Genomic DNA, 24,267 nt, shown 5'->3' on the forward strand with positions numbered 1-24,267 from the left:
ATCGGTGTTGGTTCCGCAAGAATTCGCGAAACCGGCAGATCATGTTACTTGACCTGCTGTTTGCCGAGTTTGCGTGCCAATGTGCGCCGATGCATGCCGAGTCGGCGCGCGGTTTCCGAGATGTTGAAGCCGGTCTCGGCCAGCATTTCGTGGATGCGCTCCCACTCCAGCGTCTTGATCGAGGTGGAGCGGTTGGTCAGTTCGACCTCGGTGGTGCCGGCGGCGCGGCCGAAGGCGGCCTCGATGTCGTCGGTGTTCGAGGGCTTGGCCAGGTAGTGGCAGGCGCCGAGCTTGATGGCCTCGACGGCGGTGGCGATGCTCGCGAAGCCGGTGAGCACCACGATCAGCATTTCGGCGTCGTGCCGGTGCAGCATCTGCACGCAGGCCAGGCCCGAGGCCTCGCCGTTGAGCTTCAGGTCGACCACGGCGTAGCCGGGCGAAGGGCCGTCGCCTTCCTCGAGCAGCGCTTCCACCTCCTCGAGGTTGCGCGCATGCACCACCACGTAGCCGCGCCGTTCGAAGGAGCGGGCGAGCGTGCGCGCGAAGGCCTCGTCGTCCTCGACGATCAGCAGCTGGCGGACCTCGGCGGTGTCGGGTGTGTGCGTCATGGGCTGCTCGGGGCTTGGGGGGCGGCGTTGTCCGCGATGGCTGGGGCTTCCTCGTCTTCTTCGAGCACGATGGCCGCCAGTGGCAGCGTGATGGTCACGATGGCGCCGCCCTCGGGACGGTTGCGCACGGAGACGCGCCCGCCCAGCGTGCGCGCCACGTTCACGACGAGGAACAGGCCCAGCCCGCCGCCGGGACGGCCCTTGCTCGACTGGTAGGGCTTGCCGAACTCCGCGAGGATGGCCGGCATGAAGCCGGGGCCCGCGTCGGTGACGGTGATGGTGAGCGCGTCGGCGTCGTGCGTGGCTTCCAGGCGCAGCCAGTGCGGCGAGGCCTCGAGCGCGTTGTCGAGCACGTTGCACACCATCTGCTTGATGGCCGAGTCGGACACCATGGGCAGGTCCTGCCCGAACAGGTTCTCGTAGTCGAACTCCTCGACCGGGCGCGTGGTGCGCCATTCTTCGACGAGGTCGTCCAGGAAGGTGCGCACGGTGGTCTCTTCGGACGACTCGCCGCGCGTCTCGCCGGCCGACAGCAGGATGCCGCTGACGATGCTCTTGCAGCGCTGGATCTGCACTTCCATCTCGGCCACTTCCTGCAGCAGCTCGGGGTCGGAGCTGAAGTGCGGCAGCCGGCGCCAGTCGCCCAGGATCACGGCCAGCGTGGCCAGCGGCGTGCCCAGCTCGTGCGCCGCGCCCGAGGCCAGCAGGCCCATGCGCACGATGTGTTCTTCTTCGGAGGCGCGCTGGCGCAGGTCGGCCAGCCGCGCGTCGCGCACGCGCAGGTTGCGGCTGATGCGGGTGATGAAGACCACCAGCAGCGCCGCGTTGAGCGCAAAGCACACCAGCATGCCCTGCACGTAGGGGCTCCACAGGCCGCGGTCGTGGTCCAGCGGCAAGGGCAGCGGGCGCGAGAACAGCGCCAGGCCCGCGAAGCACAGGCCGGTGATGACCACGATGGTCCAGGTCGACCAGGCCTTGAGCAGCACCGCGCCCAGGATCACCTGCAGCAGGTACAGGAAGACGAAGGGGTTGGTGGCGCCGCCGCTGAGGTACAGCTGGGCCGTGAGCGTGGCCACGTCGACCAGCAGCGCGACGAACAGCTCTTCGTTGGTCACGCGGCCATGGATGCGCAGGCGCAGCAGGCTCACCATGTTGAACAGCGCGAGGCAGGTGAGCACCTGCAGCATGTGGTTCAGCGGCAGGCGGATGCCGAAGCCGTAGTGCACCACGAGGATGGTGGCCACCTGCCCGACCACGGCGAACCAGCGCAGCTGGATCAGCTGCTGCATGTTCTGGTGGCCGATGGCGTTGTCCAGGCTCGCGACGCCCGCGCGCGGGGCGTGCAGCTCGCCGGCCACCGCGACGAGCTTGTCAGTCGCGGCGGGCATCGGCGGGGTCGGGGCGTGCGGCGTCGGCATGCGGTGCATTTTCGCCGCTACCGTCTTGCGATGCCCGTCGGCGCCGGTCGTCGCGCCACACGAACCACGCGGCGCCGAGCACCATCAGCGCCAGCCCGTACCAGGTGAGGGCGTAGACGAGGTGGCTGTTGGGAAAGGCGATGACCGTCAGGCCGCCTGCCGGCCACGTGGGCGCGGCCTGTGCGGGTGCAGCGCCGGCCTCGGCGTCGACGAAGTAGGGCGCCACGTCGGCCAGGCCGCGCGCGGCGGCAATGGCCTGCACGTCGCGCGAGAACCAGCGGTCGGCCGCGGGGTCGTTCGTGCGCAGGAAGCCACCCTTGGGTTCGGTCAGGCGCAGCAGGCCGGCCACGGTGGTGTCGCCCTGGGGCTCGGGGGCAGTGCGCGCCGCGCGTTCACGCGCTTCAGGCGGCACGAAGCCGCGGTTGACGAGCACGACGCTGCCGTCGGCGGTGCGCAGCGGCGTCAGCACCCAGAAGCCGGCGCCGAGCCGGGTGCTGGCCTGCACCAGTGCTTCCTTGTCATGGAGGAACGTGCCGCGAAGGCGCACGTGCCGGTATTCGTCGTTGGCCGCGTTGACCGTGGGCCATTCGGATCGCGCCGGCGCGTCGGCGGCCGGGGCGTGCACGCGCTGGTCGACGCGGGCGATGAGATCGAGCTTCCAGGCCCTGCGCTCGACCTGCCAGGTGCCGAGCGCAAGAAAGCCTGCAAAGGCCAGGAGGGCGCAGACCGCCAGCGCCGCACGCGTGACAACGGAGCGCGGGCGGGCGGCCGGGGCCATCAGGGCATGTTCTTCATGTCGTGGACCATGGCCGGCATCATGTTGGTGTTCATGTGATACATGACCCACAGCGAGCCGGCCAGCGTGATGACCACGAGCACCAGCGTGAAGATCAGCGCCAGCATGTTCCAGCCGCCTTCGGACTTGGCGTCCATGTGCAGGAAGTACACCATGTGGACCACGATCTGCACCACGGCGAAGCCGAGGATGACGAGGGCGGTGGTGCTCGGGTTGGCGATCACCTTGCCCATCACGAGCCAGAACGGGATCGCGGTCAGGATCACGGCCAGCACGAAGCCGGTCATGTAGCCCTTGAAGGTGCTGTGGCTGACGGGGCCGTCGTCGTGGTGGTCGCCGTGACCGTGGCTGTCGTGTGCGCCGTGGCCGTGTGCGGCGGTGGCGGTGTGTGCGGGGGCGCTCATGCCATCGATCCCATGAGGTAGACAAAGGTGAAGACGCCGATCCACACGACGTCCAGGAAGTGCCAGAACATCGACAGGCACATCAGGCGGCGGCGGTTGGCGGCGGTGAAGCCGTGCTTGGGCAGCTGGACCATCAGCACGACCAGCCAGATGATGCCGAAGCTCACGTGCAGGCCGTGCGTGCCCACCAGCGCGAAGAACGACGACAGGAAGGCGCTGCGCTGCGGGCCGGCGCCTTCGTGCAGCAGGTGCGCGAACTCGTACAGCTCCAGGCCGATGAAGCCCAGGCCCAAGAGGCCCGTGATGCCCAGCCACAGCAGCACGCCGCCCATGCGCTTGCGCTGCATCTCGAGCATCGCGAAGCCGTAGGTGATCGACGACAGCAGCAGCAGCGAGGTGTTCATCGCCACCAGCGGCAGGTCGAACAGGTCGGCGCCCGAGGGGCCGGCCGCGTAGCTGCGGCCCAGCACGCCGTACACCGCGAACAGGCAGGCGAAGATGAGGCAGTCGCTCATCAGGTAGAGCCAGAAGCCCAGCAGCGTGCCGTTCTCGGGGTGGTGGTCCTCGTTGCGGACGTGGAACAGGTCGAACGCCGGTGCGTTCGCGTTCCGGGAGGGGAGGGCGGTGGTATCAGACATGGGCGGTGGCCAGCAGGCGCGTGCGTGCTTCTTCGGTGCGAACGACTTCTTCCGCGGGGATGTAGTAGTCGCGCTTGTAGTTGAAGGTGTGGGCGATGATCGCGACCATCATGGCCGCGAAGCCGATGCCGGCCACGAGCCACATCTGCCAGATCAGGGCAAAGCCGCACACCGCGCTCAGCGCCGCGATGACGAAGCCGGCGGCCGTGTTCTTGGGCATGTGCACGGGGCTGAAGCCGTCCAGCGGACGCTGGTAGCCGCGGGCCTTCATGTCGGTCCAGGCGTCGTTGTCATGCACGCGCGGCGTGAACGCGAAGTTGTAGGCCGGCGGCGGCGACGAGGTCGACCACTCCAGCGTGCGGCCGTTCCACGGGTCGCCCGTGGTGTCGCGCAGCGACTCGCGGCGGATGAAGCTCACCACCAGCTGGATCAGGAACGAGGCGATGCCCAGCGCGATCAGCACCGCGCCGAAGGCGGCGACCTGGAACCAGATCTGCAGCGACATGTCCTGGAAGTGGCTCATGCGGCGGGTGACGCCCATCAGGCCCAGGATGTACAGCGGCATGAAGGCCATCCAGAAGCCGACGATCCAGAACCAGAACGAGCACTTGCCCCAGAACGGATCGAGCTTGTAGCCGAAGGCCTTCGGGAACCAGTAGGTGATGCCCGCCAGCATGCCGAACAGCACGCCGCCGATGATCACGTTGTGGAAGTGGGCAATGAGGAACAGGCTGTTGTGCAGCACGAAGTCGGCCGGGGGCACGGCCAGCAGCACGCCGGTCATGCCGCCGATCACGAAGGTGATCATGAAGCCGATGGTCCACATCATGGGCAGCTCGAAACGGATGCGGCCGCGGTACATCGTGAAGAGCCAGTTGAAGATCTTCGCGCCCGTGGGGATCGAGATGATCATCGTCGTGATGCCGAAGAACGAGTTCACGCTGGCGCCGGAGCCCATGGTGAAGAAGTGGTGCAGCCACACGAGGTACGACAGGATCGTGATCACGACCGTGGCGTACACCATCGAGGCGTAGCCGAACAGGCGCTTGCCCGAGAAGGTGGAGACCACTTCCGAGAAGATGCCGAAGGCCGGCAGGATCAGGATGTACACCTCGGGGTGGCCCCAGATCCAGATCAGGTTCACGTACATCATGGCGTTGCCGCCCATGTCGTTCGTGAAGAAGTTGGTGCCGACGTAACGGTCGAGCGACAGCAGGGCCAGCACGGCCGTGAGCACCGGGAAGGCGGCCACGATCAGCACGTTGGTGCACAGGGCGGTCCACGTGAAGACGGGCATCTTCATCATGGTCATGCCGGGTGCGCGCATCTTCACGATGGTGGCCAGCAGGTTCACGCCCGAGAGCAATGTGCCCACCCCCGCGATCTGCAAGGACCAGATGTAGTAATCGACCCCCACGTCAGGACTGAACAGGATGCCCGACAGCGGCGGGTACGCCAGCCAGCCGGTCTTGGCGAACTCGCCCACGAACAGCGAGGCCATCACGAGGCCGGCGCCGAAGGTGGTCATCCAGAAGCTGAAGTTGTTCAGGAACGGGAAGGCCACGTCGCGCGCGCCGATCTGCAGCGGCACCACGAAGTTCATGAGGCCCGTGACCAGCGGCATCGCCACGAAGAAGATCATGATCACGCCGTGGGCGGTGAAGATCTGGTCGTAGTGGTGCGGCGGCAGAAAGCCCGCGTTGTCGCCGAAGGCGACGGCCTGCTGGGCCCGCATCATCAGTGCGTCGGCGAAGCCGCGCAGCAGCATCACCAGGCCCAGGATGATGTACATGATGCCGATCTTCTTGTGGTCGATGCTGGTGATCCAGTCGCGCCACAAGGTGCCCCACAGCTTGAAATAGGTCACGGCGCCCAGCAGCGCCAGGCCGCCCAGGATCACGGCCGCGAAGGTCACGAGCAGGATGGGCTCGTGAAGGGGAATCGCCTCCCAGGAGAGGCGGCCGAAGACGAGCTTCGTCAGGTCTAGGTTCTGCAACATCTTAGTCTTCGGTGGTGCACATCGCGGTGACGTACTTGCGCTTGGGCGTGTCGAGGGAGTCGGCCTGCCAGGCCTGCTTGGTGGCGACGTTGAAGGCGCCGGGCTTGCCCAGGCCGCCGTCGGCGTCGATGGCCATCATTTCCTTCATGCACATCTTGTTGCGGTCGACGCACAGGTTCAGGATGGCGTCGTACAGGGCGGGATCGACCGCGGCGTAGTGGCGCACGGGCTCGCGCTCGCTCGGCACTTCGAGCTTCTTGTACTGCTCGCGGGTCAGTTCGCCTTCTTTGCCGGTCTTGACCTTGGCCACCCACTGGTCGAAGCCGTCGTGGCTCAGGCCGTGGAACTTGAAGCGCATGCCCGAGAAGCCCGCGCCGCTGTAGTTGGCGGAGAAGCCGTCGAACTCACCCGGCTTGTTGATCACCGCGTGCAGCTTGGTCTCCATGCCCGGCATGGCATAGATCTGGCCGGCCAGCGCGGGGATGAAGAAGGAGTTCATGACCGACGAGGCCGTGATCTTGAAGCTGATCGGGCGGTCCACCGGGGCGGCCAGCTCGTTCACCGTGGCGATGCCCTGCTCGGGATAGATGAAGAGCCACTTCCAGTCCAGCGCCACCACCTCGACCACCAGCGGCTTGGTTTCGGCGGGAATCGGGCGCTGCGCGTCCAGGCGGCTCAGCGGGCGGTACGGGTCCAGCGTGTGGGTGCTGATCCAGGTGATCGCGCCCAGCGCGATGATGATCAAGAGCGGCGCGGCCCAGATCGCCAGCTCGAGCTGCGTGGAGTGGTCCCAGTCGGGGCTGTAGGTGGCCTCCTTGTTCGACTGGCGATAGCGCCAGGCAAAGAAGATGGTCAGGGCGATCACCGGAATGATGATGATCAGCATCAGCACCGTGGAGACGACGATCAGGCGTCCCTGCTGGTTGGCGATGTCGCCGGAGGGGTTCAACAGCACCGTGTTGCAGCCCGCCAGGAAAATGGCGGAAAGCAGCAGAAGTGCTCGGCGAAGGGTCTTGAGGATGTGCATGCCGGGAGAGGAAAGTGCGAAGGCCGCGCAAAAATGACCCTGCAATCTACGCCGCCCAAGGGATTCCGCCTATTGGACGTTTTGTCCTATGGCGGTAAACGCAATTCGGTGAGACGCTACAGGGTGTCCAGAATTTCCCCTGTGTCGTGCCCCGGCATGACACCCGAATTACAGCCAGCCAGCTAGCAAGATGACGACGTCCAGCATCAGTCCACCAGGCGCCCAGCCTGTGTCGCACCCGACCGAAGGCGGCGCCCGCGCCGCAGACGCCGACCATTCGCACATCGCCCCGGGCGAGATCGCGGTCGGCGTGGTCATCGGCCGCGCCTCCGAGTATTTCGACTTCTTCGTCTACGGCATCGCCTCGGTGCTGGTGTTCCCGGCGGTGTTCTTCCCCTTCGAGCAGCGCCTGGAAGGCGTGCTCTGGGCCTTCGTGATCTTCTCGTTCGCCTTCATCGCGCGCCCCTTCGGCACCGTGATCTCGATGGCGATCCAGCGGCGCTTCGGGCGCGAGACCAAGCTGACGATTGCGCTGTTCCTGCTGGGCACCTCCACCGCCGGCATCGCCTTCCTGCCGGGCTACGCGAGCATCGGCTTCACGGCCATCGTGCTGCTGTCGATCTTCCGCTTTGCCCAGGGCCTGGCGCTGGGCGGCTCGTGGGACGGCCTGCCGTCGCTGCTGGCGCTGAACGCACCGCCCAACAAGCGCGGCTGGTACGCCATGCTGGGCCAGCTGGGCGCACCGCTGGGCTTCTTCCTGGCCAGCGCGCTGTTCGCGTACCTGTATTCGAGCTTGCCGCTGGCCGACTTCCTCGACTGGGGCTGGCGCTACACCTTCTACGTGGCCTTCGCCATCAACGTCGTGGCGCTGTTCGCGCGCCTGCGCCTGGTGGCCACCGACGAGTACGCGCGCCTGCTCGAAGAGCGCGAACTGCAGCCCACCAGCGTGGTCGAGCTGACCCGCTCGCAGGGCGCCAACCTGCTGATCGGCGCGTTCGCCGCGCTGGCCAGCTACGCGCTGTTCCACCTGATCACGGTGTTCCCGCTGTCGTGGATCTCGCTGTACTCCGACCAGTCGATCACCGAGTTCCTGATCGTGCAGATGATCGGCGCGGTGTTCGGCGCCATCGGCATCGTGGCCTCGGGCCTGATCGCCGACCGCATCGGCCGTCGCTTCACGCTCGGTGGCCTGGCCGCCATGATCGCCGTGTTCAGCGGCTTTGCGCCCACGCTGCTCGACGGCGGACGCATCGGCCAGGACATCTTCATCGTGCTGGGCTTTGCGCTGCTGGGCCTGTCGTACGGCCAGGCGGCCGGCGCCGTGACCTCCAACTTCGCGCCCAAGTACCGCTACGTGGGTGCGGCCCTCACGGCCGACCTGGCCTGGCTCATCGGCGCGGCCTTTGCCCCGCTGGTCGCCCTGGGCCTGTCGGCGCACTTCGGCCTGGCCTTCGTGAGCGTCTACCTGCTGTCGGGCGCGCTCGGCACGCTGGCGGCGCTGGGGCTGAACCGGGCGCTGGCGCGGGATTGACCGGCGTTGCTGCCGTGTTTTCAAAGAAGGGGCCGATGGCCCCTTTTTTCATGGCCGCCGCGTGGCTCGCTTAGGATTCGCCTCGATGTTCACCGCCGCCATTTTTGACATGGATGGGCTGCTGATCGATTCGGAGCGCCCCATCATGGCCGCCTGGATCGCCGCGGCCCGCACGCTCGATGTCGAGCTTTCGCACGCCCAGTACCTGCAATGCGTGGGGCTGGCCATGAGCGAGTCGAAGCAGATCCTTGCCGCGCTGCTCGGCGGCCCTGCCGCCTACCAGCACGCGGCGACGCAGGTGACCGCCGCGCTGCAGCTGGAACGCGCCGACGGCGACGCCCGGCCGCTCTTTCCCATCAAGCCCGGCGCGGCCGAGCTGCTCGCCGCCTTGCGCGGTCGCGGCACGCGCTGCGCGGTGGCTTCGTCGTCCACGCGCGGCCAGATCGCGGCCTGCCTGGGAAGCCTCGACGTGCTCCACCATTTCGAGGCCTTCGCGGGCGGCGACGAGGTCGCGCGCGCCAAGCCCGACCCGGCGCTGTACCGCCTCGCGGCCGAGCGCCTGGGCGTGGACCCTGCCGATTGCGTTGCCTTCGAAGACAGCGAGAACGGCGCCAAGGCCGCGCTCGCCGCCGGCATGCGCGTGGTGGTGGTGCCCGACCTCAAGCACCCGCCCGAGGCGATCGTCGCGCAGGCCTTTCATGTGCTCGATTCGCTGCACGATGCGATGCCGCACGTGCCGCGCTGGTTTCCCTGACGAAGTCAGGGCCCGTGTTCAGTTCAGTTCAGAGCACTTCGTCCCGCAGCTGCGGGAACACCTTCGACACCTTGGCCAGCAGGTAGTCGCCGTAGCGGCCGCTGAAGGCGTGCACGTTGGCGCGGTCCCAGCGTTCGGCGCTGTCGTCCAGCGCGTCGGCGCCAGCCAGGCCTTCGATGCGCTGCACGCGCGCTTCGAAGTTCGGGTCGAAGAACAGCGGGAACGACAGCCGGTCGCGGCCCGAGGTGTTGCGCTTCACGCGGTGCGGCGTCGACTTGTAGAGCCCGCCGGTCATGCGGTCGAGCATGTCGCCGATGTTGCAGACGAAGGCGCCGGGCACCGGCGGCGCATCGATCCAGCCGCCCGGCGTGTGCACCGCGAGGCCGCCCACGGTGTCCTGGTGCAGGATCGTGAGCAGGCCGTAGTCGGTGTGCTCGCCCACGCCCCATTGCACGTCCAAGCCCTCGGGCACGGCCTGCGTCGGGTAGTTGAAGAGGCGGAACAGGATCAGCGGGTCGCCCGTGTAGCGCTCTGCAAAATAGTCCGCGGGCAGGCCGAGGCTCAGCGCGATGCCTTCCATGAGCCGGTGGCCCAGCTGCGTGACGGCGTCCATGTACGCGAGGATGGTCTCGCGAAAGTCCGGCACGTCGGGAAAGAGGTTCGGCCCGTGCACCGGCGTCTTCGCCTGCACCAGCGGGTGGTCGGCGGGCAGCTCGGTGCCCAGGTACAGGCCTTCCTTCCAGTCGGGGCGGCCCGAGGTCAGCTCGCCGCCACGCGGGAAGAAGCCACGCCAGGCCCGGCCGCCCAGGGCCATGCGCCATTGCATCTTGGTTTCCTCGGGCAGGTCGAAGAACCGGTGGCTCAGGTCTTCGAGCCGCTGGATCAGCGCGGCGTCGACGCCGTGGCCCGTGACGTAGAAGAAGCCGTGCGCGCGGCAGGCGTCGCCGATCTGCGCCGCCACGCGTGCGCGTTCGGGCGTGCCGGCCACCAGCGGCGCGACGTCAATGAGGGGAAGAGATGGGTCGGTCATGCGTCTCTCGAAAAAGGCGAACGGATGTCGGACAGGAACTGCTGCGCACGCGGGTGCTGCGGGCGGTTGAAGAAATCGTCGGGCGTGGCGCGTTCGAGCACCTGACCCTGGTCCATGAAGAGCACGCGGTCGGCCACCTCGCGCGCGAAGCCCATCTCGTGCGTGACGCACACCATGGTCATGCCGTCGCGCGTGAGGTCGCGCATCACCAGCAGCACCTCGCCGACCATCTCGGGGTCGAGCGCGCTGGTGGGCTCGTCGAACAGCATCAGCGGCGGCTTCATGGCGAGCGCGCGCGCAATGGCTACACGCTGCTGCTGGCCGCCCGACAACTCGCCGGGCCACGCATTGGCTTTGTTGGCCAGGCCCACGCGCTCCAGCAGCGCCATCGCGCGTGCGTCGGCCTCCTTGCGCGACAGGCCGTGCAGCTGCATCGGCGCCATGGTGCAGTTCTGCAGCACGCTCAGGTGCGGGAACAGGTTGAACTGCTGGAACACGAAGCCGATGCGCGAGCGGAACGCGTTCACGTCCAGGCCGGGCGCGTGGATGTCCTGCCCGTCGAGCGTGATGCGGCCCGACTGGATCGGCTCCAGCCGGTTGAAGGTGCGGATCAGCGTCGACTTGCCCGAGCCCGAGGGCCCGCACACCACGACCACCTCGCCCTTGTGGATGGTCTCGGTCACGTCGACCAGCGCGTGGTAGCTGCCGTACCACTTGTTGACTTGTTGGAGTTCGATCATGCGGGCACCTTGAGGGTGGCGGCGGGAAGGCCGCGGCGCGCGAGCCGGCGCTCCAGCCAGTAGGCGAAGCGCGAGAGGCCGAAGCACAGGATGAAGTAGGTCAGGCCCAGGATCAGGTAGATCTGCGCCGGCTTGGTGAACACCTGCGTGTTGATCTGCGTGGAGATGAACGACACCTCGGCCAGCCCGATGATGTAGCCCAGCGAGGTCTCCTTGATGGTCGAGACGAACTGGTTCACCAGCGAGGGCAGCATGCTGCGAAGCGCCTGCGGCAGCACCACGAGGCGCATGGCGCCGAAGTAGCTCAGGCCGAGCGCGCGCGCGGTTTCCATCTGCCCGCGCGGCAGGCCCTGGATGCCGGCGCGCACGATCTCGGCGAGGTAGGCGGCATCGAAGATCACGAGCGCGATCAGCATGGTGGTGAACTGGTCGGTCTTCACACCCGTGACGCTGGGCAGGAAGAAGTAGGCCCAGAAGATCACCATCAGCAGCGGCAGGCCGCGCACCACGAACACCAGCGCCGTGACGGGCCAGCGCATGCAGCGCCACGGGCTCACGCGCGCCAGGCCGAGCACGATGCCCAGCGGCAGCGCGAGCACCAGCCCGCACGAGGCCAGCAGCAGCGTGAGCACCAGCCCGCCGAGCGGGCCGTTCGGGTACTGGCCGATGAGGAAGTAGACCCAGTAGTCGTGGATGATCTCTAGCATGTCATCAACGCCTCAGATGGTCCGCACCGGGAAGCGGTGGTGGTACCAGGTGGCCAATCCGGTGATCGCCAGCGACACCGTCAGATAAGCCGCGCTCGCGAACGCGAACGACTCGAAGCTGCGGAAGGTCGCGCTTTCCACCTGCCCCGCTTGGTACATCAGCTCGGCCACGCCGATCACCGTGGCGATCGAGGTGTTCTTCCACAGGCTCAGCGTCTGCGAGATGAGCGGCGGCACGGTCACGCGCAGCGCCTGCGGCAGCACCACGCGGCGCATCGTGGCCAGGAAGCTGAAGCCCAGCGCGCGGCCGGCCTCGAACTGCACGGCCGGGATCGAGCGGATGCCGCTGCGGATGTCCTCGGCCATGAAGGCGGCCGTGTACAGCGACAGCGCCACGATCGCGCTGTAGGCCTCGATGTGGCCTTCATAGAGCCAGGTCTTCAGGCCCTCGGGCAGCAGCTCGGGCGCGCCGAAGTACCAGAACAGCATGTGGGCCAGCAGCGGGATGTTGCGGATCGATTCCACGTACGCAAAGCCGAGCCAGCGCAGCGGCGCCAGCGGCGAGAGCCGCAGCAGCGCCACCACCAGCGCCAGCGGCAGCGCGAAGACGAGCGAGACCGCGAGCAGCTGCAGCGACAGCCACAGGCCCGCGACCAGCATGTCGTGGTACTGGCCGGTCAGCAGCAGCGAATAGTCGAACAGGGGCATGGGAAACGGGAGGCACGGCGAAAGGCGCCGGGGCGCACATGGTACGCATGCGCGCCGTGCTGCTCAAAAGCGAAGGGCGGGTCGCATGGCGGCCCGCCCCTGGTGTGCCGAGCGCGCGGGGCTCAGTCGATCTTGTCGGTCTCGAGCTTGAAGTCGCGCGTCTGGAATCCGGAGGCCGTGTTCGGGCCGTACCACTTCAGGAAGATCTTCTGCGCTTCGCCCGACTTCTCGAGCTCGCGCAGCGTGTCGTCCACCACGGTCTTCAGGCCGCTCTCGCCCTTCTTGATGCCGATGGCCAGCGACTCGGTGCTCAGGTTCTGCTTGAGCACCACGTACTGCGCCTTCTGCGGGCCCAGCTTGGCGTAGCTGCGCAGCAGCGCGGCCTCGTCGTCCACGTAGCCCACGCCCTTGCCCTGCTGCAGCGCCTGGAAGGCCTGCTGGCTGGTGTCGAAGGTCACGACCTCGGCGGTGGGCACGGCCTTGCGGATGTTGGGCTCCTGCGTGCCGCCGCGGATGGTCAGCACCTTCTTGCCGCCGAGCTGCGGCACCTCGGTGATGCCGCTGGTCTTCTTCACGATGGCCTTCTGGCCGGTGACGAAGGTGGTGAGCGAGAAGTCGATCTGCGCCTCGCGCTCCTTGTTGTGCGTGAGGCCGGCGGCCACCAGGTCCACGTGGCCCTGCTGCAGCTCGGGAATGCGCGCGGCCACGGCGATCTGCTTGAGCACCGGCTTCACGCCGATCTTTTTCGCGATGGCGTTCACCAGGTCGACCTCGTAGCCGACGATCTGGCGCGTCTTCGGATCGATGAAGGTGGCGGGCTCGTCGGTGCCGAGCACGCCGACCACGAGTTCGCCCTTCTTCTTGATGTCGGCGAGCTGGTCCGCATGGGCGGCAACGCCGGTCAGCAGGGCGGAAGCGGCAAGGGCCGCGGCAAGCAGGGTGTGGCGCATGGTGGGGATCGTCCTCTCTCCAGAGTGAAATTCAGGCCGGAACCATATCAATAAAACCCAAGATTATTAAATCGTCAATCGACATATGCATATGGGGCTGATGAATCGGCCTGTTGCCGGCTGGGTTAAATTCGCGACGCCGCGACGTGCCCCGCCGCCGTCCCCCGAATGTCTTACCGAGCGAGCTTTTCATGATCATCCAACCCCGCGTGCGCGGCTTCATCTGCGTCACCACCCACCCCGTGGGCTGCGAAGCCAATGTCCGGCAACAGATCGCGTACGTCAAAGCCAAACCCCCCATCGCGGGCGGCCCCAAGCGCGTGCTGGTGATCGGCGCGTCCACCGGCTACGGCCTGGCCGCGCGCATCACCGCAGCCTTCGGCAGCGGCGCCGACACGCTGGGCGTGTGCTTCGAACGCGCGGGCAGCGCGACCAAGCCCGGCTCGCCCGGCTGGTACAACACCGCCGCCTTCCACCGCGCCGCCACGGCCGAAGGGCGCTACGCCAAGACGATCAACGGCGACGGCTTTTCCGACGCGGTGAAGCAGCAGGCCATCGAGACCATCCGCGCCGACCTCGGCCAGGTCGACCTCGTGGTCTACAGCCTGGCCGCGCCGCGCCGCACGCACCCCAAGACGGGCCAGGTCTTCAACTCCGTGCTCAAGCCCATCGGCAAGGCCGTGACGCTGCGCGGCCTGGACACCGACAGCGGGACCGTGAAGGAATCGGTGCTCGAGCCCGCCACGCAGGAAGAGATCGACAACACCGTGGCCGTCATGGGCGGCGAAGACTGGCAGATGTGGATCGACGCGCTGCAGCAGGCCGGCGTGCTGGCCGACGGTGCCAAGACCACGGCCTTCACCTACCTGGGCGAGCAGATCACCCACGACATCTACTGGAACGGCTCCATCGGCGCCGCCAAGAAGGATCTGGACGAGAAGGTGCTGGACATCCGCGCCCAGCTGGCCGCCAAGGGCGGCGACGCGCGCGTGTCGGTGCTGAAGGCGGTGGTCACGCAGGCCAGCTCGGCCATTCCGATGATGCCGCTGTACCTGTCGCTGCTGTTCAAGGTGATGAAGGCCGAAGGCACGCACGAGGGCTGCATCGAGCAGGTGCACGGCCTGTACGCGGACAGCCTGTACGGCGCCACGCCGCACCTGGACGACGAAGGCCGCCTGCGCGCCGACTACAAGGAGTTGGCGCCGCAGGTGCAGGCGCGCGTGCAGGAACTCTGGCCGCAGGTCACCGACGCCAACCTCAACGAGCTGACCGATTTCGCGGGCTACAAGACCGAGTTCCTGCGCCTGTTCGGCTTTGCCGTCGAGGGCGTGGACTACACGGCTGACGTGAGCACCGATGTGGGCATTCCCGATCTGATCCAACTCTAGAGCGACCCGAGGGGATACTCCCGCCCATGCAGATTCAAGACAAACCGCCCGCCGGCACGCCCTTCGAGTGGATCGGCGGCGAGCCCAAGGTGGAGGCGCTGGTCGAGCGCTTCTACGACCTGATGGACCTCGAGCCGGCCTACGCGCAGCTGCGCGCCGTGCACGGCACCGACCTGGACAACGCGCGCCAGCGCCTGTTCTGGTTCCTCTGTGGCTGGCTCGGCGGGCCCGCCCACTACACCGACCGCTTCGGCCACCCCATGCTGCGCGCGCGGCATTTGCCGCAGGCCATCGGCGGCCACACCATCGGCATCAAGGAACGCGACCAGTGGCTGGCCTGCATGGACCAGGCGATGGGCGAGACCGGCGTGCCTGAAGACTTGCGCGCGAGGTTGCGCGATTCCTTCTTCAAAACCGCCGACTGGATGCGCAACCGCGGCGAATAGATCAGGCTCGCCCCCAGGCTACGCGCACTTCGTGTCGCTTCGCCAACCCCCTGCCGGGGGCAACACCAGCGGCCCGGCAAAGCCGGTTCCGCGGTGTTCCACGAAGGGGCCAGGCCGTCGAATGAACCACATACACAACGACTCGAAGGATCTTTGTCCATGAATTCCATCGTCATCATCGGCGGCGGCCACGCCGCGGCCCAGCTCTGCGCGGGCCTGGCGGAAGCCGGGCAGGGCGCGCGCGTGCACCTGGTCTGCGAAGAGGCCTGCGAGCCGTATCACCGCCCGCCGCTGTCGAAGGCCTTCCTCAAGAGCGCCGACGAAACCACGCAGCCGCACAAGGCTGCCGACTGGTACCGCGAAGCGGGCATCACGCTGCACCTGGGCGACGCCGCCGTGGCCATCGACCGCGAGGCGCACACCGTCACGCTGCGCTCGGGCGCGGTGCTGCCGTGGGAGCGCCTGGTGCTGGCCACCGGCACGCGCGCGCGCCAGATGCCCGGCCTGCCGCAAGGCCTGGAGAACGTGGCGAGCCTGCGCGCCGCCGACGAGGCGCAGCGCCTGCGCACGCGGTTGGCGGATGCGCAGCAGGTCACGGTGTTGGGCGGCGGCTTCATCGGCCTCGAAGTGGCGGCCACCGCGCAGGCGCTGGGCAAGCGCGTGCAGGTGATCGAATGCGCGCCGCGCCTGCTGGGCCGCGCCGTGTCGCCCGAGCTGTCGGCGCACGTGCTGGCCACGCACCGCGCGGCCGGCATCGACATCGTGCTGGGCGCGCAGACCGGCGCCTTCGAGGTCGTGGGCGACCGGCTCGTGTCGGTCGAGGTCAACGGCGTGAAGCAGCCGATCGATCTGCTGCTGCTGGGCATCGGCGCGGTGCCCGAGACCGCGCTCGCGCAGGCCGCGGGCCTCGAGTGCGCCGACGGCATCGTGGTCGACGGCCACATGCAGACCAGCGCGGCCGACGTGCTCGCGGTGGGCGACTGCACGCGCTTCCCCGACCGCCGCGCGGGCCGCGCGCTGCGGCTCGAATCGGTGCAGAACGCGAACGACCAGGCGCGCACCGCCGTGGCCACGCTGACCGGCGCCGCGCGCGATCACGACGCGGTCGCGTGGTTCTGGTCCGACCAGGGCGGCCTGCGGTTGCAGATGGCGGGCCTGATGCCGGCCGAAGGCACGCCGGGCCTGGTGAGCGTGCGCCGCGCGGGGCCGAAGCCCGAGGCGTTCTCGCTGTTCCACTACGTCGACGGCCAGCTCGTGTGCGTCGAATCGGTGAACGCGCCGGTCGATCACATGATGAGCCGCAAGCTGCTCGAAGCGGGCCGCAGCCCCGCGCCGGAGGCGGTGGCGGACGCGGCGGTACCACTAAAGAATCACCTGGCCTGAACCTGGCGTAACGGCTGTCGCAACGGCGCTGCACGACAGGCCCGGATTCACCGGTCTGTCACCCGGCTTTCGGAGACTGGTCTTCCTCATATCCGCAGGGAGACCTCTCGATGAACAACGCAGTGGCCGCGTCGCTGGCGCGCCTCGCCCCCATGTCCACCTGTGCCGCCGTCCTGGCCGCCGTGCTCACCGCCTGTGGCGGTGGCAACGGAGGCGGCACCACGTTCCCCCCGATCGTTCCGCCTCCTGCGCCCGCGCCGGCCCCGGCGCCCGTGGCCGCCGGCACGCGCACCACGGTCGCGCTGCTCGAAACGACCGACCTGCACTTCAACGTGCGCAGCTACGACTACTTCAAGCTCGCCGAAGACAAGTCGTACGGCTACGAGCGCACCGCGACGCTCATCAACGCCGCGCGCAAGGAGTTCGCGAACACGATGCTGTTCGACAACGGCGACACCATCCAGGGCACCGCGCTGGCCGACTACGAAGCGCTGGTCAGCCGCATCCCGTGCACGCAGCCGCTGTCGATGTACAAGGTGATGAACGCCACCGGCTACGACGCCGGCACGCTGGGCAACCACGAGTTCAACTACGGCCTGGACTTTCTCAACCAGGTGCTCGGCGGCGGCCTCGATGTCGAGGGCGTGGACGGCAGCAAGAAGTGCGCGGGCCCGAGCTTCCCGATGGTGGTGGCCAACGTGCACAGCCTCAAGAGCGGCAAGCCGCTCGTGGCGCCCTACACCATCGTCACCAAGCAGTTCACCGCCACCGCGCCGGACGGCAAGAGCGTGACGGTGCCGGTGAAGGTCGGCGTGATCGGCTTCACCACGCCCGGCATCATGAACTGGGACAAGCGCTTTCTCGAAGGCAAGCTGCGCACCGAAGGCGCGGTCGAAGCGGCCAAGCGCTACGTGCCCGAGCTGCGCGAGAAGGGCGCCGACATCGTCGTGGCGCTGCAGCACGGCGGCCTCGACGCCTCGCCGTACTCGCCGACCATGGAAAGCCCGGGCCTGTACCTGTCGAAGGTGCCCGGCATCGACGTGCTGATGATGGGCCACCAGCACGGCCTGTTCCCCGACCGTGGCGCCAAGCCCGGCTACACGCAGCCCGGCGTGGACAACGCCGCCGGCACCGTCAACGGCGTGCCGGCCGTGATGCCCAGCTCGTGGGGCAAGGCGCTGGGCCTCGTGAAGCTCGAGCTCGTGTGGGACGGCAAGGCCTGGGGCGTGGACAAGAGCAAGACGCTGGTCGAGGCGCGCTCGACCCAGATCGGCAAGGGCGTTTATGTCGATGCCGACCCGAGCGTGGCACCGATGGTCGACACCCAGCACCAGGCCGCGATCGACTACGTGAAGACGCCGATCGGCAGCACCGACTTCCGCATGAACACTTTCTTTGCCGACGTCGGCGACCCGGGCGCGATCCAGATCGTGAACCAGGCCCAGGCCGACTACGTGAAGACCTACGTCCAGGCCAGCCTGCCGCAGTACGCGGGCCTGCCGGTGCTGTCGGTGAGCGCGCCCTTCAAGTCGGGCTTCGAAGGCGGACGCGACTACACCGACGTGGCCGTGGGCAACCTGGCGATCTTCAGCGCGGCCGACCTGTACCTGTACCCGAACACGGTGTACGCGGTGAAGGTCACGGGCGCCGAGATCAAGGGCTGGCTCGAGGCCGCGGCCAAGCGCTTCAACAGGATCGACCCGGCGCTCACGACCGACCAGCCGCTGATCAGCCCCTTCCCGGGCTACAACTTCGACATGTTCACCACGCCCGACATGCAGTACGAGATCGACGTGACGCAGGCCGTGGGCAGCCGCATCAAGAACCTCATGTACCTGGGCGCGCCCATCGATCCGGCGAAGGAGTTCGTCATTGCCACGAACAACTACCGCGCGACGAGCGGCGCGAGCTTCATCCCGGCGCTGGACGGGCGCGCCACGATCTACGCCTCGCCCGATGCGAACCGCGACGTGCTGATCGCCTACATCAAGGCGAAGAAGACGATCACGCGCGCGGCCGACGGCGCGGCGCGCAGCTGGCGCTTCACCAAGGTGACGACCGCGGGCAACGTGACGATCACGTCGGGCCAGGGGCAATTGAGCGCGGCCACGGACGCGGGGTTGACGAACATCTCGCTGCTGACCGCGGATGACGGCAACGGCAAGGGCCGCTCGGTCTACAAGGTCGATCTGAGCAAGTAAGAAGGGCAGGGCCCGTGCGGCGCCGTGTCAGCGCCGCACGGGGGCCAGCAGCACCACCAGGGCCCCGGCCCCGCCTTCGGCCGGCTTGGCCTGCACGAAGGCGATCACCTCGTTCTTCTGGATCAGCCAGCGCTGCGTCTTGGTCTTGAGCACCGGCTGCTTGCCGGGCGAGCCCAGGCCCTTGCCGTGCACCACGCGCACGCAGCGCAGCCCCTGCTTGTGGGCGTTGCGGATGAAGCCGCCGAGCGCCTCGCGCGCCTCGTCGCTGCGCAGGCCGTGCAGGTCGACCTGCCCCTGGATCGACCAGTCGCCCTTGCGCAGCCGCGCCGTGATGTCGGTGCCGATGCCGGGGCGGCGAAAGCTCATGGCGTCGTCGACGTCGAGCAGCGTGGTCACGTCGAACTCGTCGGACAGCGACTCGCGCAGCACGCGCTGCTCGTCGAGCTGGTGCTGAAACGGAATGGGCGCGGGCGGCTCGGGCGCGAGCGCCACGGCGGCCTTGCGGCGCAGCGGCTCGGTGGCGCCGATGGCGCGCGTGAACAGGTCTTTCTCGGCGGCACGCTTGCGTTCGGCCGCGGCGCGCGCGGCGGCCTCGGCGGCCTCGCGCTCGCGGGTTTCGGCGAGCACGCGCTGCACCTGCTTGAGGTCGGCCAGGTTCTTCAGGGCCGGGGGACGCGAAGAAGACGACGCCATCAGAGCAGCCCCCGTTCCGCCATCGAGAAGCTCTGGCCCGGGCTCACGATGACGTGGTCGAGCACGCGCACGTCGACCAGCGCCAGCGCGGCGCGCAGGGTCTGCGTGAGCGATTCGTCGGCGCGCGAGGGCTCGATGCTGCCGCTGGGGTGGTTGTGGGCCAGCACCACGGCCGCGGCCTGGTGGTGCAGGGCGCGGGTGACGACCTCGCGCGGGTAGACGCTGGTCTGCGTGAGCGTGCCGCGAAACAGCTCCTCGAGCGTGAGCAGGCGGTGCTGCACGTCCAGGAAGAGCACCGCGAACACCTCGTGCGGGCGCGAGCCGATGTGCATCTGCAGGTACTGCTTGACCGCCTCGGGCGAGTCGAACACCGTGCGCTCCTTCAGGCGCTCGCCCATGGCGCGGCGCGCCAGTTCGAGCACCGCCGTGAGTTCGGAGCGCTTGGCACTGCCGCCCATGCCCTTGACCGCCTTGAGGTCATCGGGCGCCGTGTGCAGCAGCCCCGACAGCCCGCCGAAGCGTTCGAGCAGTTGCTGGGCCAGCTGGAGCACGTTCTTGCCGGCCACGCCGGTGCGCAGCAGCAGTGCCAGCAGCTCGGCGTCGGCCAGCGCGGCGGCGCCCCGCGCGATGAGCTTTTCGCGCGGCCGGGCGTCGAGAGGGAGATCCTTGAATGCCATGAAACCCTGCAGAAACCTGGGCCGGGGCGAGGTGTTGCCCCGATCCTTAAAATGAGGGCCAGTTTATCGGGACACCTCCCTCGTCTTTGCCCACCTTCGCTGCACCCATGTCCCAAGTTGTGACTTCCGGCTCCTTCCTGACCCTGCACTACCGGCTGGCCGGTCCGGCGGGCGACATCATCAACACCTTCGCCGACAAGCCCGCCACGCTGTCGCTGGGCACCGGCGAGCTCTCGCCGGCCATGGAGCAGCGCCTGATGGGCATGGAAGAGGGCGCGCACGCCACCTTCGAGCTGCCCGCCGGCGAGGCCTTCGGCGAGCGCAACCCCGACATGCAGCAGTGGGTGGCGCGCAAGCTGCTGGCCCAGATGGGCGACCCCGACGAGCAGTACGCCGTCGGCGACGTGGTGCAATTTCCCACGCCCGACGGCTCGGGCAGCTACGCGGGCGCGGTCGTCGAGTCGAACGAGACCGGCGTGCGCTTCGACTTCAACCACCCGCTCGCGGGGCAACCGGTCACCTTCGAAGTGAAGCTGATCGGCGTGCTATGAACCCGAACATCGAAGAAGTCCTGTTGGCCGAGCCGCGCGGCTTCTGCGCCGGCGTGGACCGCGCCATCGAGATCGTCGAGCGCGCCCTCGCCAAGTTCGGCGCACCGATCTACGTGCGCCACGAGATCGTGCACAACACCTACGTGGTGAACGAGCTCAAGGCCAAGGGCGCGATCTTCATCGAAGAGCTCTCCGACGTGCCGACCGGCTCCACGCTGGTGTTCAGCGCGCACGGCGTGAGCAAGGCCGTGGAGCAGGAGGCGCGCGACCGCGGCTTCTCGATCTTCGACGCCACCTGCCCGCTGGTGACCAAGGTGCACGTCGAGGTGGCCAAGCTCGCCAAAGAGGGCTACGAATTCATCATGATCGGCCACAAGGGGCACCCCGAGGTCGAGGGCACGATGGGGCAGCTGTCGAGCGGCATCCACCTCGTGGAAGACGTGGCCGACGTGGCCAACGCCTCGCCGCTGCAGACCGAGAAGCTTGCCGTGGTCACGCAGACCACGCTCAGCGTGGACGACGCCGCCGAGATCGCCGCCGCCGTGCGCGCGCGCTTCCCGAACGTGCGCGAGCCCAAGCAGCAGGACATCTGCTACGCCACCCAGAACCGCCAGGACGCGGTGAAGATCATGAGCCCGCAGGTCGATCTCGTGATCGTGGTCGGCAGCCCCACCAGCTCCAACAGCAACCGCCTGCGCGAGCTGGCGCAGCGCCTGGGCACCGAGAGCTACATGGTCGATTCTGCCGACGAGCTCAAGCCCGAATGGTTCGAGGGCAAGTCGCGCATCGGCCTCACCGCCGGCGCCTCGGCGCCCGAGGTGCTGGTGCACGAGGTGATCGAGCGCGTGCGCGCCTTCGGCGCCGTGTCGGTGCGCAAGATGGACGGCATCGAGGAAACCATCAAGTTCCCGCTTCCCAAGGGCCTCAAGCTCGACGACATCCCGCCCCCTGGGCACATCTCCTGAACATCATGACAAACACCGATTGGCGCTCCGACATCGAGAGCGCCTCCCGCAGGCTGGGCGAACGCGCCGGCCATTTCCTGCGTGAAACGCCGCTGTGGAAGCTGCCGGCCGCCGCCCTGGGCGTGGCCGCGCCCGGCGCCGAAGTCTGGCTCAAGCTGGAGCACATGCAGGTCAGCGGCAGCTTCAAGGCCCGCGGCATGATGAACCGCCTGCTGGCCAACGACATCCCCGCCGCGGGCGTGATCGTGGCCTCGGGCGGCAACGCCGGCATTGCCACGGCGGCCGCCGCCAAGGCGCTGGGCGTGCCCTGCCAGGTGTTCCTGCCGGGCGTGTCGCCCGAAGCCAAGCGCGCGCGCCTGCGGGCGCTGGGCGCCGAAGTGGTCGTGGTCGGTGAGCTGTACCCCGACGCGCTGGCCGCCTGCCTGGCGCGCCAGAAGGAAACGGGCGCCTTGCTCACCCACGCCTACGACCAGCCCGAAGTGGTGGCCGGCGCTGGCACGCTCGGCCGCGAGATCGAGGCGCAGGGCGGCCTGCCCGACGCCGTGCTCGTGAGCGTGGGCGGCGGCGGCCTGATCGGCGGCCTGGCCGGCTGGTTCGAGCAGCGCGCCCGCGTGGTGGCGCTCGAGCCCGAAAAGGCCCCGACGCTGTTCCGCGCCCGCGAGGCCGGCGAGCCCGTCGACGTGGACGTCGGCGGCATCGCGGCCGATTCGCTGGGCGCGCGCCGCATCGGCGCCATCGCCTGGGAGATCACGCAGCAGCAGGTGCGCGACGCGCTGCTGCTGTCCGACGACGCGATCCGCGCCGCCCAGCAGTGGCTCTGGAAGGAGCTGAAGCTCGCCCTGGAACCGGCCGCCGCGCTGCCGCTGGCGGCGCTGCAGACCGGCGCCTACGTGCCGCGCGAGGGCGAGAAGGTCTGCCTGATCATCTGCGGGGCGAACGTCGATCCGGCCACGGTCGCCTGAGTCGTCGCGGGCGTGCGAGCGGGGAGGGCGGGCGCGGGCCGGGCGCCCACCTAAAATCTCCCCATGCTCGACATCACCCTGCTCCGCAAAGACCTGGCCTCCGCTGTGGCCGGCCTCGAAAAACGCAAGAAGAACCAGCCTTACCTCGACGTCTCGGCGTTCACCGCGCTCGAGGCCGAGCGCAAGACGCTGCAGACCCGCACCGAGGAAATCCAGGCGCGCCGCAACACGCTGAACAAGCAGATCGGCCCGCTCAAGGCCAAGGGCGAGTCGGTCGACGCGCTCATGGCCGAGGTCAACGCGCTCAAGGCCGAGCAGGAATCGCAATCCAAGCGCCTCGAAGAGATCCAGCCCGAGCTGCACGCGCTGCTGCTGGCCGTGCCCAACCTGCCGCACGCCAGCGTGCCGCTCGGTGAAGACGAGGCCGGCAACGTCGAGATGCGCCGCTGGGCGCCCCAGGGCGGCGCCGGCGCCAACGCCACGCCGCTGGCCTTCGCGCCCAAGGACCACGTCGACCTCGGCGCCCCGCTGGGCCTCGATTTCGAGATGGGCGCCAAGCTCTCGGGCTCGCGCTTCACCGTCATGAAGGGCCCGATCGCCCGCCTGCACCGCGCGCTGGCCCAGTTCATGGTCGACCTGCAGACCGAACAGCACGGCTACACCGAGTGCTACGTGCCCTACGTGGTCAATGCGGCCACGCTCAGCGGCACCGGCCAGCTGCCCAAGTTCGAAGGCGACCTGTTCGCCGCGAAGAAGGGCGGCCAGGACGGCGAGCCCGCGCCCGACCATTCGGCGCTGTACCTCATCCCGACCAGCGAAGTGCCGCTGACCAACTTCGTGCGCGACGAGGTCGTGCCCGAGGCGCAGCTGCCCATCAAGCTCACGGCCCACACGCCGTGCTTCCGTTCCGAAGCCGGCAGCGCCGGGCGCGACACGCGCGGCATGATCCGCCAGCACCAGTTCGACAAGGTCGAGATGGTGCAGATCGTGCACCCCGAGAAGAGCTACGACGCGCTGGAGCAGATGACCGGTCACGCCGAAGCCGTGCTGCAGGCGCTGGAGCTGCCGTACCGCGTGGTGCTGCTGTGCACCGGCGACATGGGTTTCGGTTCCACCAAGACCTACGACCTCGAGGTGTGGCTGCCCGCGCAGAACACGTACCGCGAGATCAGCTCGGTGTCGAACTGCGAAGCCTTCCAGGCGCGCCGCCTGCAGGCCCGTTTCAAGAACGCCCAGGGCAAGAACGAGCTGGTGCACACCCTCAACGGCTCCGGCCTAGCCGTGGGCCGCGCGCTGGTCGCCGTGCTGGAGAACCACCAGAACGAAGACGGCTCGATCAACGTGCCCGCGGCGTTGCGTCCGTACCTCGGCGGCCTCGAAGTTTTGCGCGGTTGAAGCGCAGGGCGTCAAAAGTCAGATTTTTCTGGCTATAATCTGAGGCTCGACAGCACCGGAGAGGTGGCAGAGTGGTCGAATGTACCTGACTCGAAATCAGGCGTACTAGCGATAGTACCGAGGGTTCGAATCCCTCCCTCTCCTCCAAAAATGATTCCGCAGTAGGCCGCCGACGGCCTGGAATCAGCAGCTAAGCCCCGCTAGACGGGGCTTTTTTGTGCGCGGTTGTCCGGCAACGTCTTTTGACAGCCGGCGCAAAACGGGGGCACAGTTGGGGGCATAAACCGCGAACCGTG

24 protein-coding genes and 1 tRNA gene are annotated in these 24,267 nt (G+C 68.1%); 11 read left to right on the forward strand and 14 right to left on the reverse strand.

Annotation, left to right across the window (positions count from 1 at the left end; genetic code table 11):
• Positions 1 to 44: 44 nt before the first annotated feature.
• From VBO01S_RS00900 to cyoA, 7 genes are read right to left on the reverse strand one after another with little or no spacing between them, the layout of a single operon-like run.
• Positions 45 to 608, reverse strand: a complete 564-nt coding sequence (locus tag VBO01S_RS00900; RefSeq protein WP_062469084.1) for a response regulator transcription factor — start codon at positions 606 to 608, stop codon at positions 45 to 47.
• Positions 605 to 1,996, reverse strand: a complete 1,392-nt coding sequence (locus tag VBO01S_RS00905; RefSeq protein ID WP_062469444.1) for an ATP-binding protein — start codon at positions 1,994 to 1,996, stop codon at positions 605 to 607. Before VBO01S_RS00905 ends, VBO01S_RS00900 begins: the two co-directional genes overlap by 4 nt.
• Positions 1,980 to 2,804 carry an SURF1 family protein gene (locus tag VBO01S_RS00910; RefSeq protein ID WP_062469086.1) on the reverse strand — a complete coding sequence of 275 codons (825 nt, stop codon included), beginning with the start codon at positions 2,802 to 2,804 and terminating at the stop codon, positions 1,980 to 1,982. The genes VBO01S_RS00905 and VBO01S_RS00910 overlap by 17 nt, the downstream gene beginning before the upstream one ends.
• Complete coding sequence (gene cyoD / locus VBO01S_RS00915) at positions 2,804 to 3,226, reverse strand: cytochrome o ubiquinol oxidase subunit IV (protein ID WP_062469089.1); 423 nt, start codon at positions 3,224 to 3,226, stop codon at positions 2,804 to 2,806. The genes VBO01S_RS00910 and cyoD overlap by 1 nt, the downstream gene beginning before the upstream one ends.
• Entirely contained in the window at positions 3,223 to 3,864 is a 642-nt protein-coding gene (gene cyoC, locus VBO01S_RS00920) for a cytochrome o ubiquinol oxidase subunit III (RefSeq protein WP_062469091.1), read from the reverse strand. The genes cyoD and cyoC overlap by 4 nt, the downstream gene beginning before the upstream one ends.
• On the reverse strand, positions 3,857 to 5,863 hold the full coding sequence (cyoB, locus tag VBO01S_RS00925; RefSeq protein ID WP_062469094.1) for a cytochrome o ubiquinol oxidase subunit I: 2,007 nt from the start codon (positions 5,861 to 5,863) through the stop codon (positions 3,857 to 3,859). Before cyoB ends, cyoC begins: the two co-directional genes overlap by 8 nt.
• 1 nt (position 5,864) lies before the next feature.
• The gene (gene cyoA, locus VBO01S_RS00930; protein WP_062469097.1) at positions 5,865 to 6,890 is read right to left on the reverse strand and encodes a ubiquinol oxidase subunit II; all 1,026 of its coding nucleotides are present in this window, start codon (positions 6,888 to 6,890) and stop codon (positions 5,865 to 5,867) included.
• A 190-nt stretch (positions 6,891 to 7,080) separates the two neighbouring features.
• On the opposite strand from cyoA, the gene VBO01S_RS00935 reads away from it, so the two are divergent.
• Together VBO01S_RS00935 and VBO01S_RS00940 are read left to right on the forward strand one after the other, a co-directional pair.
• On the forward strand, positions 7,081 to 8,421 hold the full coding sequence (locus tag VBO01S_RS00935) for an MFS transporter (protein WP_062469100.1): 1,341 nt from the start codon (positions 7,081 to 7,083) through the stop codon (positions 8,419 to 8,421).
• An 85-nt stretch (positions 8,422 to 8,506) separates the two neighbouring features.
• Positions 8,507 to 9,175 carry an HAD family hydrolase gene (locus tag VBO01S_RS00940; protein WP_062469103.1) on the forward strand — a complete coding sequence of 223 codons (669 nt, stop codon included), beginning with the start codon at positions 8,507 to 8,509 and terminating at the stop codon, positions 9,173 to 9,175.
• 28 nt (positions 9,176 to 9,203) lie between these two features.
• On the opposite strand, the gene VBO01S_RS00945 is transcribed toward VBO01S_RS00940, so the two are convergent.
• The 5 genes from VBO01S_RS00945 to VBO01S_RS00965 form a co-directional block, all read right to left on the reverse strand.
• Complete coding sequence (locus VBO01S_RS00945; protein ID WP_062469105.1) at positions 9,204 to 10,205, reverse strand: isopenicillin N synthase family dioxygenase; 1,002 nt, start codon at positions 10,203 to 10,205, stop codon at positions 9,204 to 9,206.
• Positions 10,202 to 10,945: an amino acid ABC transporter ATP-binding protein gene (locus tag VBO01S_RS00950; protein WP_062469108.1), complete on the reverse strand. Its 744-nt coding sequence runs from the start codon at positions 10,943 to 10,945 to the stop codon at positions 10,202 to 10,204. Before VBO01S_RS00950 ends, VBO01S_RS00945 begins: the two co-directional genes overlap by 4 nt.
• Positions 10,942 to 11,652 carry an amino acid ABC transporter permease gene (locus VBO01S_RS00955; RefSeq protein ID WP_062469111.1) on the reverse strand — a complete coding sequence of 237 codons (711 nt, stop codon included), beginning with the start codon at positions 11,650 to 11,652 and terminating at the stop codon, positions 10,942 to 10,944. The genes VBO01S_RS00950 and VBO01S_RS00955 overlap by 4 nt, the downstream gene beginning before the upstream one ends.
• A gap of 12 nt (positions 11,653 to 11,664) precedes the next feature.
• Positions 11,665 to 12,360: an amino acid ABC transporter permease gene (locus VBO01S_RS00960; protein WP_056578440.1), complete on the reverse strand. Its 696-nt coding sequence runs from the start codon at positions 12,358 to 12,360 to the stop codon at positions 11,665 to 11,667.
• Between the two features lie 122 nt (positions 12,361 to 12,482).
• Entirely contained in the window at positions 12,483 to 13,310 is an 828-nt protein-coding gene (locus VBO01S_RS00965; protein ID WP_062469113.1) for an ABC transporter substrate-binding protein, read from the reverse strand.
• Positions 13,311 to 13,501: 191 nt separating this feature from the next.
• On the opposite strand from VBO01S_RS00965, the gene fabV reads away from it, so the two are divergent.
• From fabV to VBO01S_RS00985, 4 genes are all read left to right on the forward strand, one after another.
• Positions 13,502 to 14,698 (forward strand): enoyl-ACP reductase FabV, encoded by a 1,197-nt coding sequence (gene fabV / locus VBO01S_RS00970; protein WP_062469116.1) that lies wholly within the window; start codon positions 13,502 to 13,504, stop codon positions 14,696 to 14,698.
• Between the two features lie 26 nt (positions 14,699 to 14,724).
• Positions 14,725 to 15,144: a group II truncated hemoglobin gene (locus tag VBO01S_RS00975; protein WP_056578450.1), complete on the forward strand. Its 420-nt coding sequence runs from the start codon at positions 14,725 to 14,727 to the stop codon at positions 15,142 to 15,144.
• A gap of 159 nt (positions 15,145 to 15,303) precedes the next feature.
• On the forward strand, positions 15,304 to 16,527 hold the full coding sequence (locus VBO01S_RS00980) for an NAD(P)/FAD-dependent oxidoreductase (protein ID WP_062469119.1): 1,224 nt from the start codon (positions 15,304 to 15,306) through the stop codon (positions 16,525 to 16,527).
• A gap of 152 nt (positions 16,528 to 16,679) precedes the next feature.
• Complete coding sequence (locus tag VBO01S_RS00985; protein WP_157627254.1) at positions 16,680 to 18,728, forward strand: bifunctional 2',3'-cyclic-nucleotide 2'-phosphodiesterase/3'-nucleotidase; 2,049 nt, start codon at positions 16,680 to 16,682, stop codon at positions 18,726 to 18,728.
• Positions 18,729 to 18,755: 27 nt separating this feature from the next.
• Here the strand turns inward: VBO01S_RS00985 and VBO01S_RS00990 are convergent, their stop codons facing one another.
• Both VBO01S_RS00990 and radC read right to left on the reverse strand, forming a co-directional pair.
• Positions 18,756 to 19,421 (reverse strand): Smr/MutS family protein, encoded by a 666-nt coding sequence (locus VBO01S_RS00990; RefSeq protein WP_062469125.1) that lies wholly within the window; start codon positions 19,419 to 19,421, stop codon positions 18,756 to 18,758.
• Positions 19,421 to 20,098 (reverse strand): RadC family protein, encoded by a 678-nt coding sequence (gene radC / locus VBO01S_RS00995; protein ID WP_062469128.1) that lies wholly within the window; start codon positions 20,096 to 20,098, stop codon positions 19,421 to 19,423. The genes VBO01S_RS00990 and radC overlap by 1 nt, the downstream gene beginning before the upstream one ends.
• 107 nt (positions 20,099 to 20,205) lie before the next feature.
• Here radC and VBO01S_RS01000 point away from each other — a divergent pair, with 107 nt between their 5' ends.
• From VBO01S_RS01000 to VBO01S_RS01020, 5 genes are all read left to right on the forward strand, one after another.
• A complete protein-coding gene (locus VBO01S_RS01000; protein WP_062469447.1) occupies positions 20,206 to 20,649 on the forward strand; it encodes an FKBP-type peptidyl-prolyl cis-trans isomerase in 444 nt (147 codons plus the stop codon).
• Positions 20,646 to 21,614, forward strand: coding sequence for a 4-hydroxy-3-methylbut-2-enyl diphosphate reductase (gene ispH / locus VBO01S_RS01005; RefSeq protein WP_062469131.1), 969 nt, complete (start codon positions 20,646 to 20,648; stop codon positions 21,612 to 21,614). The genes VBO01S_RS01000 and ispH overlap by 4 nt, the downstream gene beginning before the upstream one ends.
• A gap of 5 nt (positions 21,615 to 21,619) precedes the next feature.
• Positions 21,620 to 22,576 (forward strand): threonine/serine dehydratase, encoded by a 957-nt coding sequence (locus VBO01S_RS01010; protein WP_157627237.1) that lies wholly within the window; start codon positions 21,620 to 21,622, stop codon positions 22,574 to 22,576.
• Between the two features lie 63 nt (positions 22,577 to 22,639).
• A complete protein-coding gene (gene serS, locus VBO01S_RS01015; RefSeq protein WP_062469134.1) occupies positions 22,640 to 23,971 on the forward strand; it encodes a serine--tRNA ligase in 1,332 nt (443 codons plus the stop codon).
• A 57-nt stretch (positions 23,972 to 24,028) separates the two neighbouring features.
• Positions 24,029 to 24,118 (forward strand) — tRNA-Ser (locus tag VBO01S_RS01020).
• Positions 24,119 to 24,267 lie beyond the last annotated feature (149 nt).

Origin of the sequence: Variovorax boronicumulans NBRC 103145 (genome assembly GCF_001591345.1) — a bacterium.
GTDB lineage: Bacteria > Pseudomonadota > Gammaproteobacteria > Burkholderiales > Burkholderiaceae_C > Variovorax > Variovorax boronicumulans.

Coding starts and splice junctions, on each gene's coding strand:
- VBO01S_RS00900 (WP_062469084.1), bottom strand. CDS start 608: ATGACGCACACACCCGACACCGCCGAGGTCCGCCAGCTGCTGATCGTC.
- VBO01S_RS00905 (WP_062469444.1), bottom strand. CDS start 1,996: ATGCCCGCCGCGACTGACAAGCTCGTCGCGGTGGCCGGCGAGCTGCAC.
- VBO01S_RS00910 (WP_062469086.1), bottom strand. CDS start 2,804: ATGGCCCCGGCCGCCCGCCCGCGCTCCGTTGTCACGCGTGCGGCGCTG.
- cyoD (WP_062469089.1), bottom strand. CDS start 3,226: ATGAGCGCCCCCGCACACACCGCCACCGCCGCACACGGCCACGGCGCA.
- cyoC (WP_062469091.1), bottom strand. CDS start 3,864: ATGTCTGATACCACCGCCCTCCCCTCCCGGAACGCGAACGCACCGGCG.
- cyoB (WP_062469094.1), bottom strand. CDS start 5,863: ATGTTGCAGAACCTAGACCTGACGAAGCTCGTCTTCGGCCGCCTCTCC.
- cyoA (WP_062469097.1), bottom strand. CDS start 6,890: ATGCACATCCTCAAGACCCTTCGCCGAGCACTTCTGCTGCTTTCCGCC.
- VBO01S_RS00935 (WP_062469100.1), top strand. CDS start 7,081: ATGACGACGTCCAGCATCAGTCCACCAGGCGCCCAGCCTGTGTCGCAC.
- VBO01S_RS00940 (WP_062469103.1), top strand. CDS start 8,507: ATGTTCACCGCCGCCATTTTTGACATGGATGGGCTGCTGATCGATTCG.
- VBO01S_RS00945 (WP_062469105.1), bottom strand. CDS start 10,205: ATGACCGACCCATCTCTTCCCCTCATTGACGTCGCGCCGCTGGTGGCC.
- VBO01S_RS00950 (WP_062469108.1), bottom strand. CDS start 10,945: ATGATCGAACTCCAACAAGTCAACAAGTGGTACGGCAGCTACCACGCG.
- VBO01S_RS00955 (WP_062469111.1), bottom strand. CDS start 11,652: ATGCTAGAGATCATCCACGACTACTGGGTCTACTTCCTCATCGGCCAG.
- VBO01S_RS00960 (WP_056578440.1), bottom strand. CDS start 12,360: ATGCCCCTGTTCGACTATTCGCTGCTGCTGACCGGCCAGTACCACGAC.
- VBO01S_RS00965 (WP_062469113.1), bottom strand. CDS start 13,310: ATGCGCCACACCCTGCTTGCCGCGGCCCTTGCCGCTTCCGCCCTGCTG.
- fabV (WP_062469116.1), top strand. CDS start 13,502: ATGATCATCCAACCCCGCGTGCGCGGCTTCATCTGCGTCACCACCCAC.
- VBO01S_RS00975 (WP_056578450.1), top strand. CDS start 14,725: ATGCAGATTCAAGACAAACCGCCCGCCGGCACGCCCTTCGAGTGGATC.
- VBO01S_RS00980 (WP_062469119.1), top strand. CDS start 15,304: ATGAATTCCATCGTCATCATCGGCGGCGGCCACGCCGCGGCCCAGCTC.
- VBO01S_RS00985 (WP_157627254.1), top strand. CDS start 16,680: ATGTCCACCTGTGCCGCCGTCCTGGCCGCCGTGCTCACCGCCTGTGGC.
- VBO01S_RS00990 (WP_062469125.1), bottom strand. CDS start 19,421: ATGGCGTCGTCTTCTTCGCGTCCCCCGGCCCTGAAGAACCTGGCCGAC.
- radC (WP_062469128.1), bottom strand. CDS start 20,098: ATGGCATTCAAGGATCTCCCTCTCGACGCCCGGCCGCGCGAAAAGCTC.
- VBO01S_RS01000 (WP_062469447.1), top strand. CDS start 20,206: ATGTCCCAAGTTGTGACTTCCGGCTCCTTCCTGACCCTGCACTACCGG.
- ispH (WP_062469131.1), top strand. CDS start 20,646: ATGAACCCGAACATCGAAGAAGTCCTGTTGGCCGAGCCGCGCGGCTTC.
- VBO01S_RS01010 (WP_157627237.1), top strand. CDS start 21,620: ATGACAAACACCGATTGGCGCTCCGACATCGAGAGCGCCTCCCGCAGG.
- serS (WP_062469134.1), top strand. CDS start 22,640: ATGCTCGACATCACCCTGCTCCGCAAAGACCTGGCCTCCGCTGTGGCC.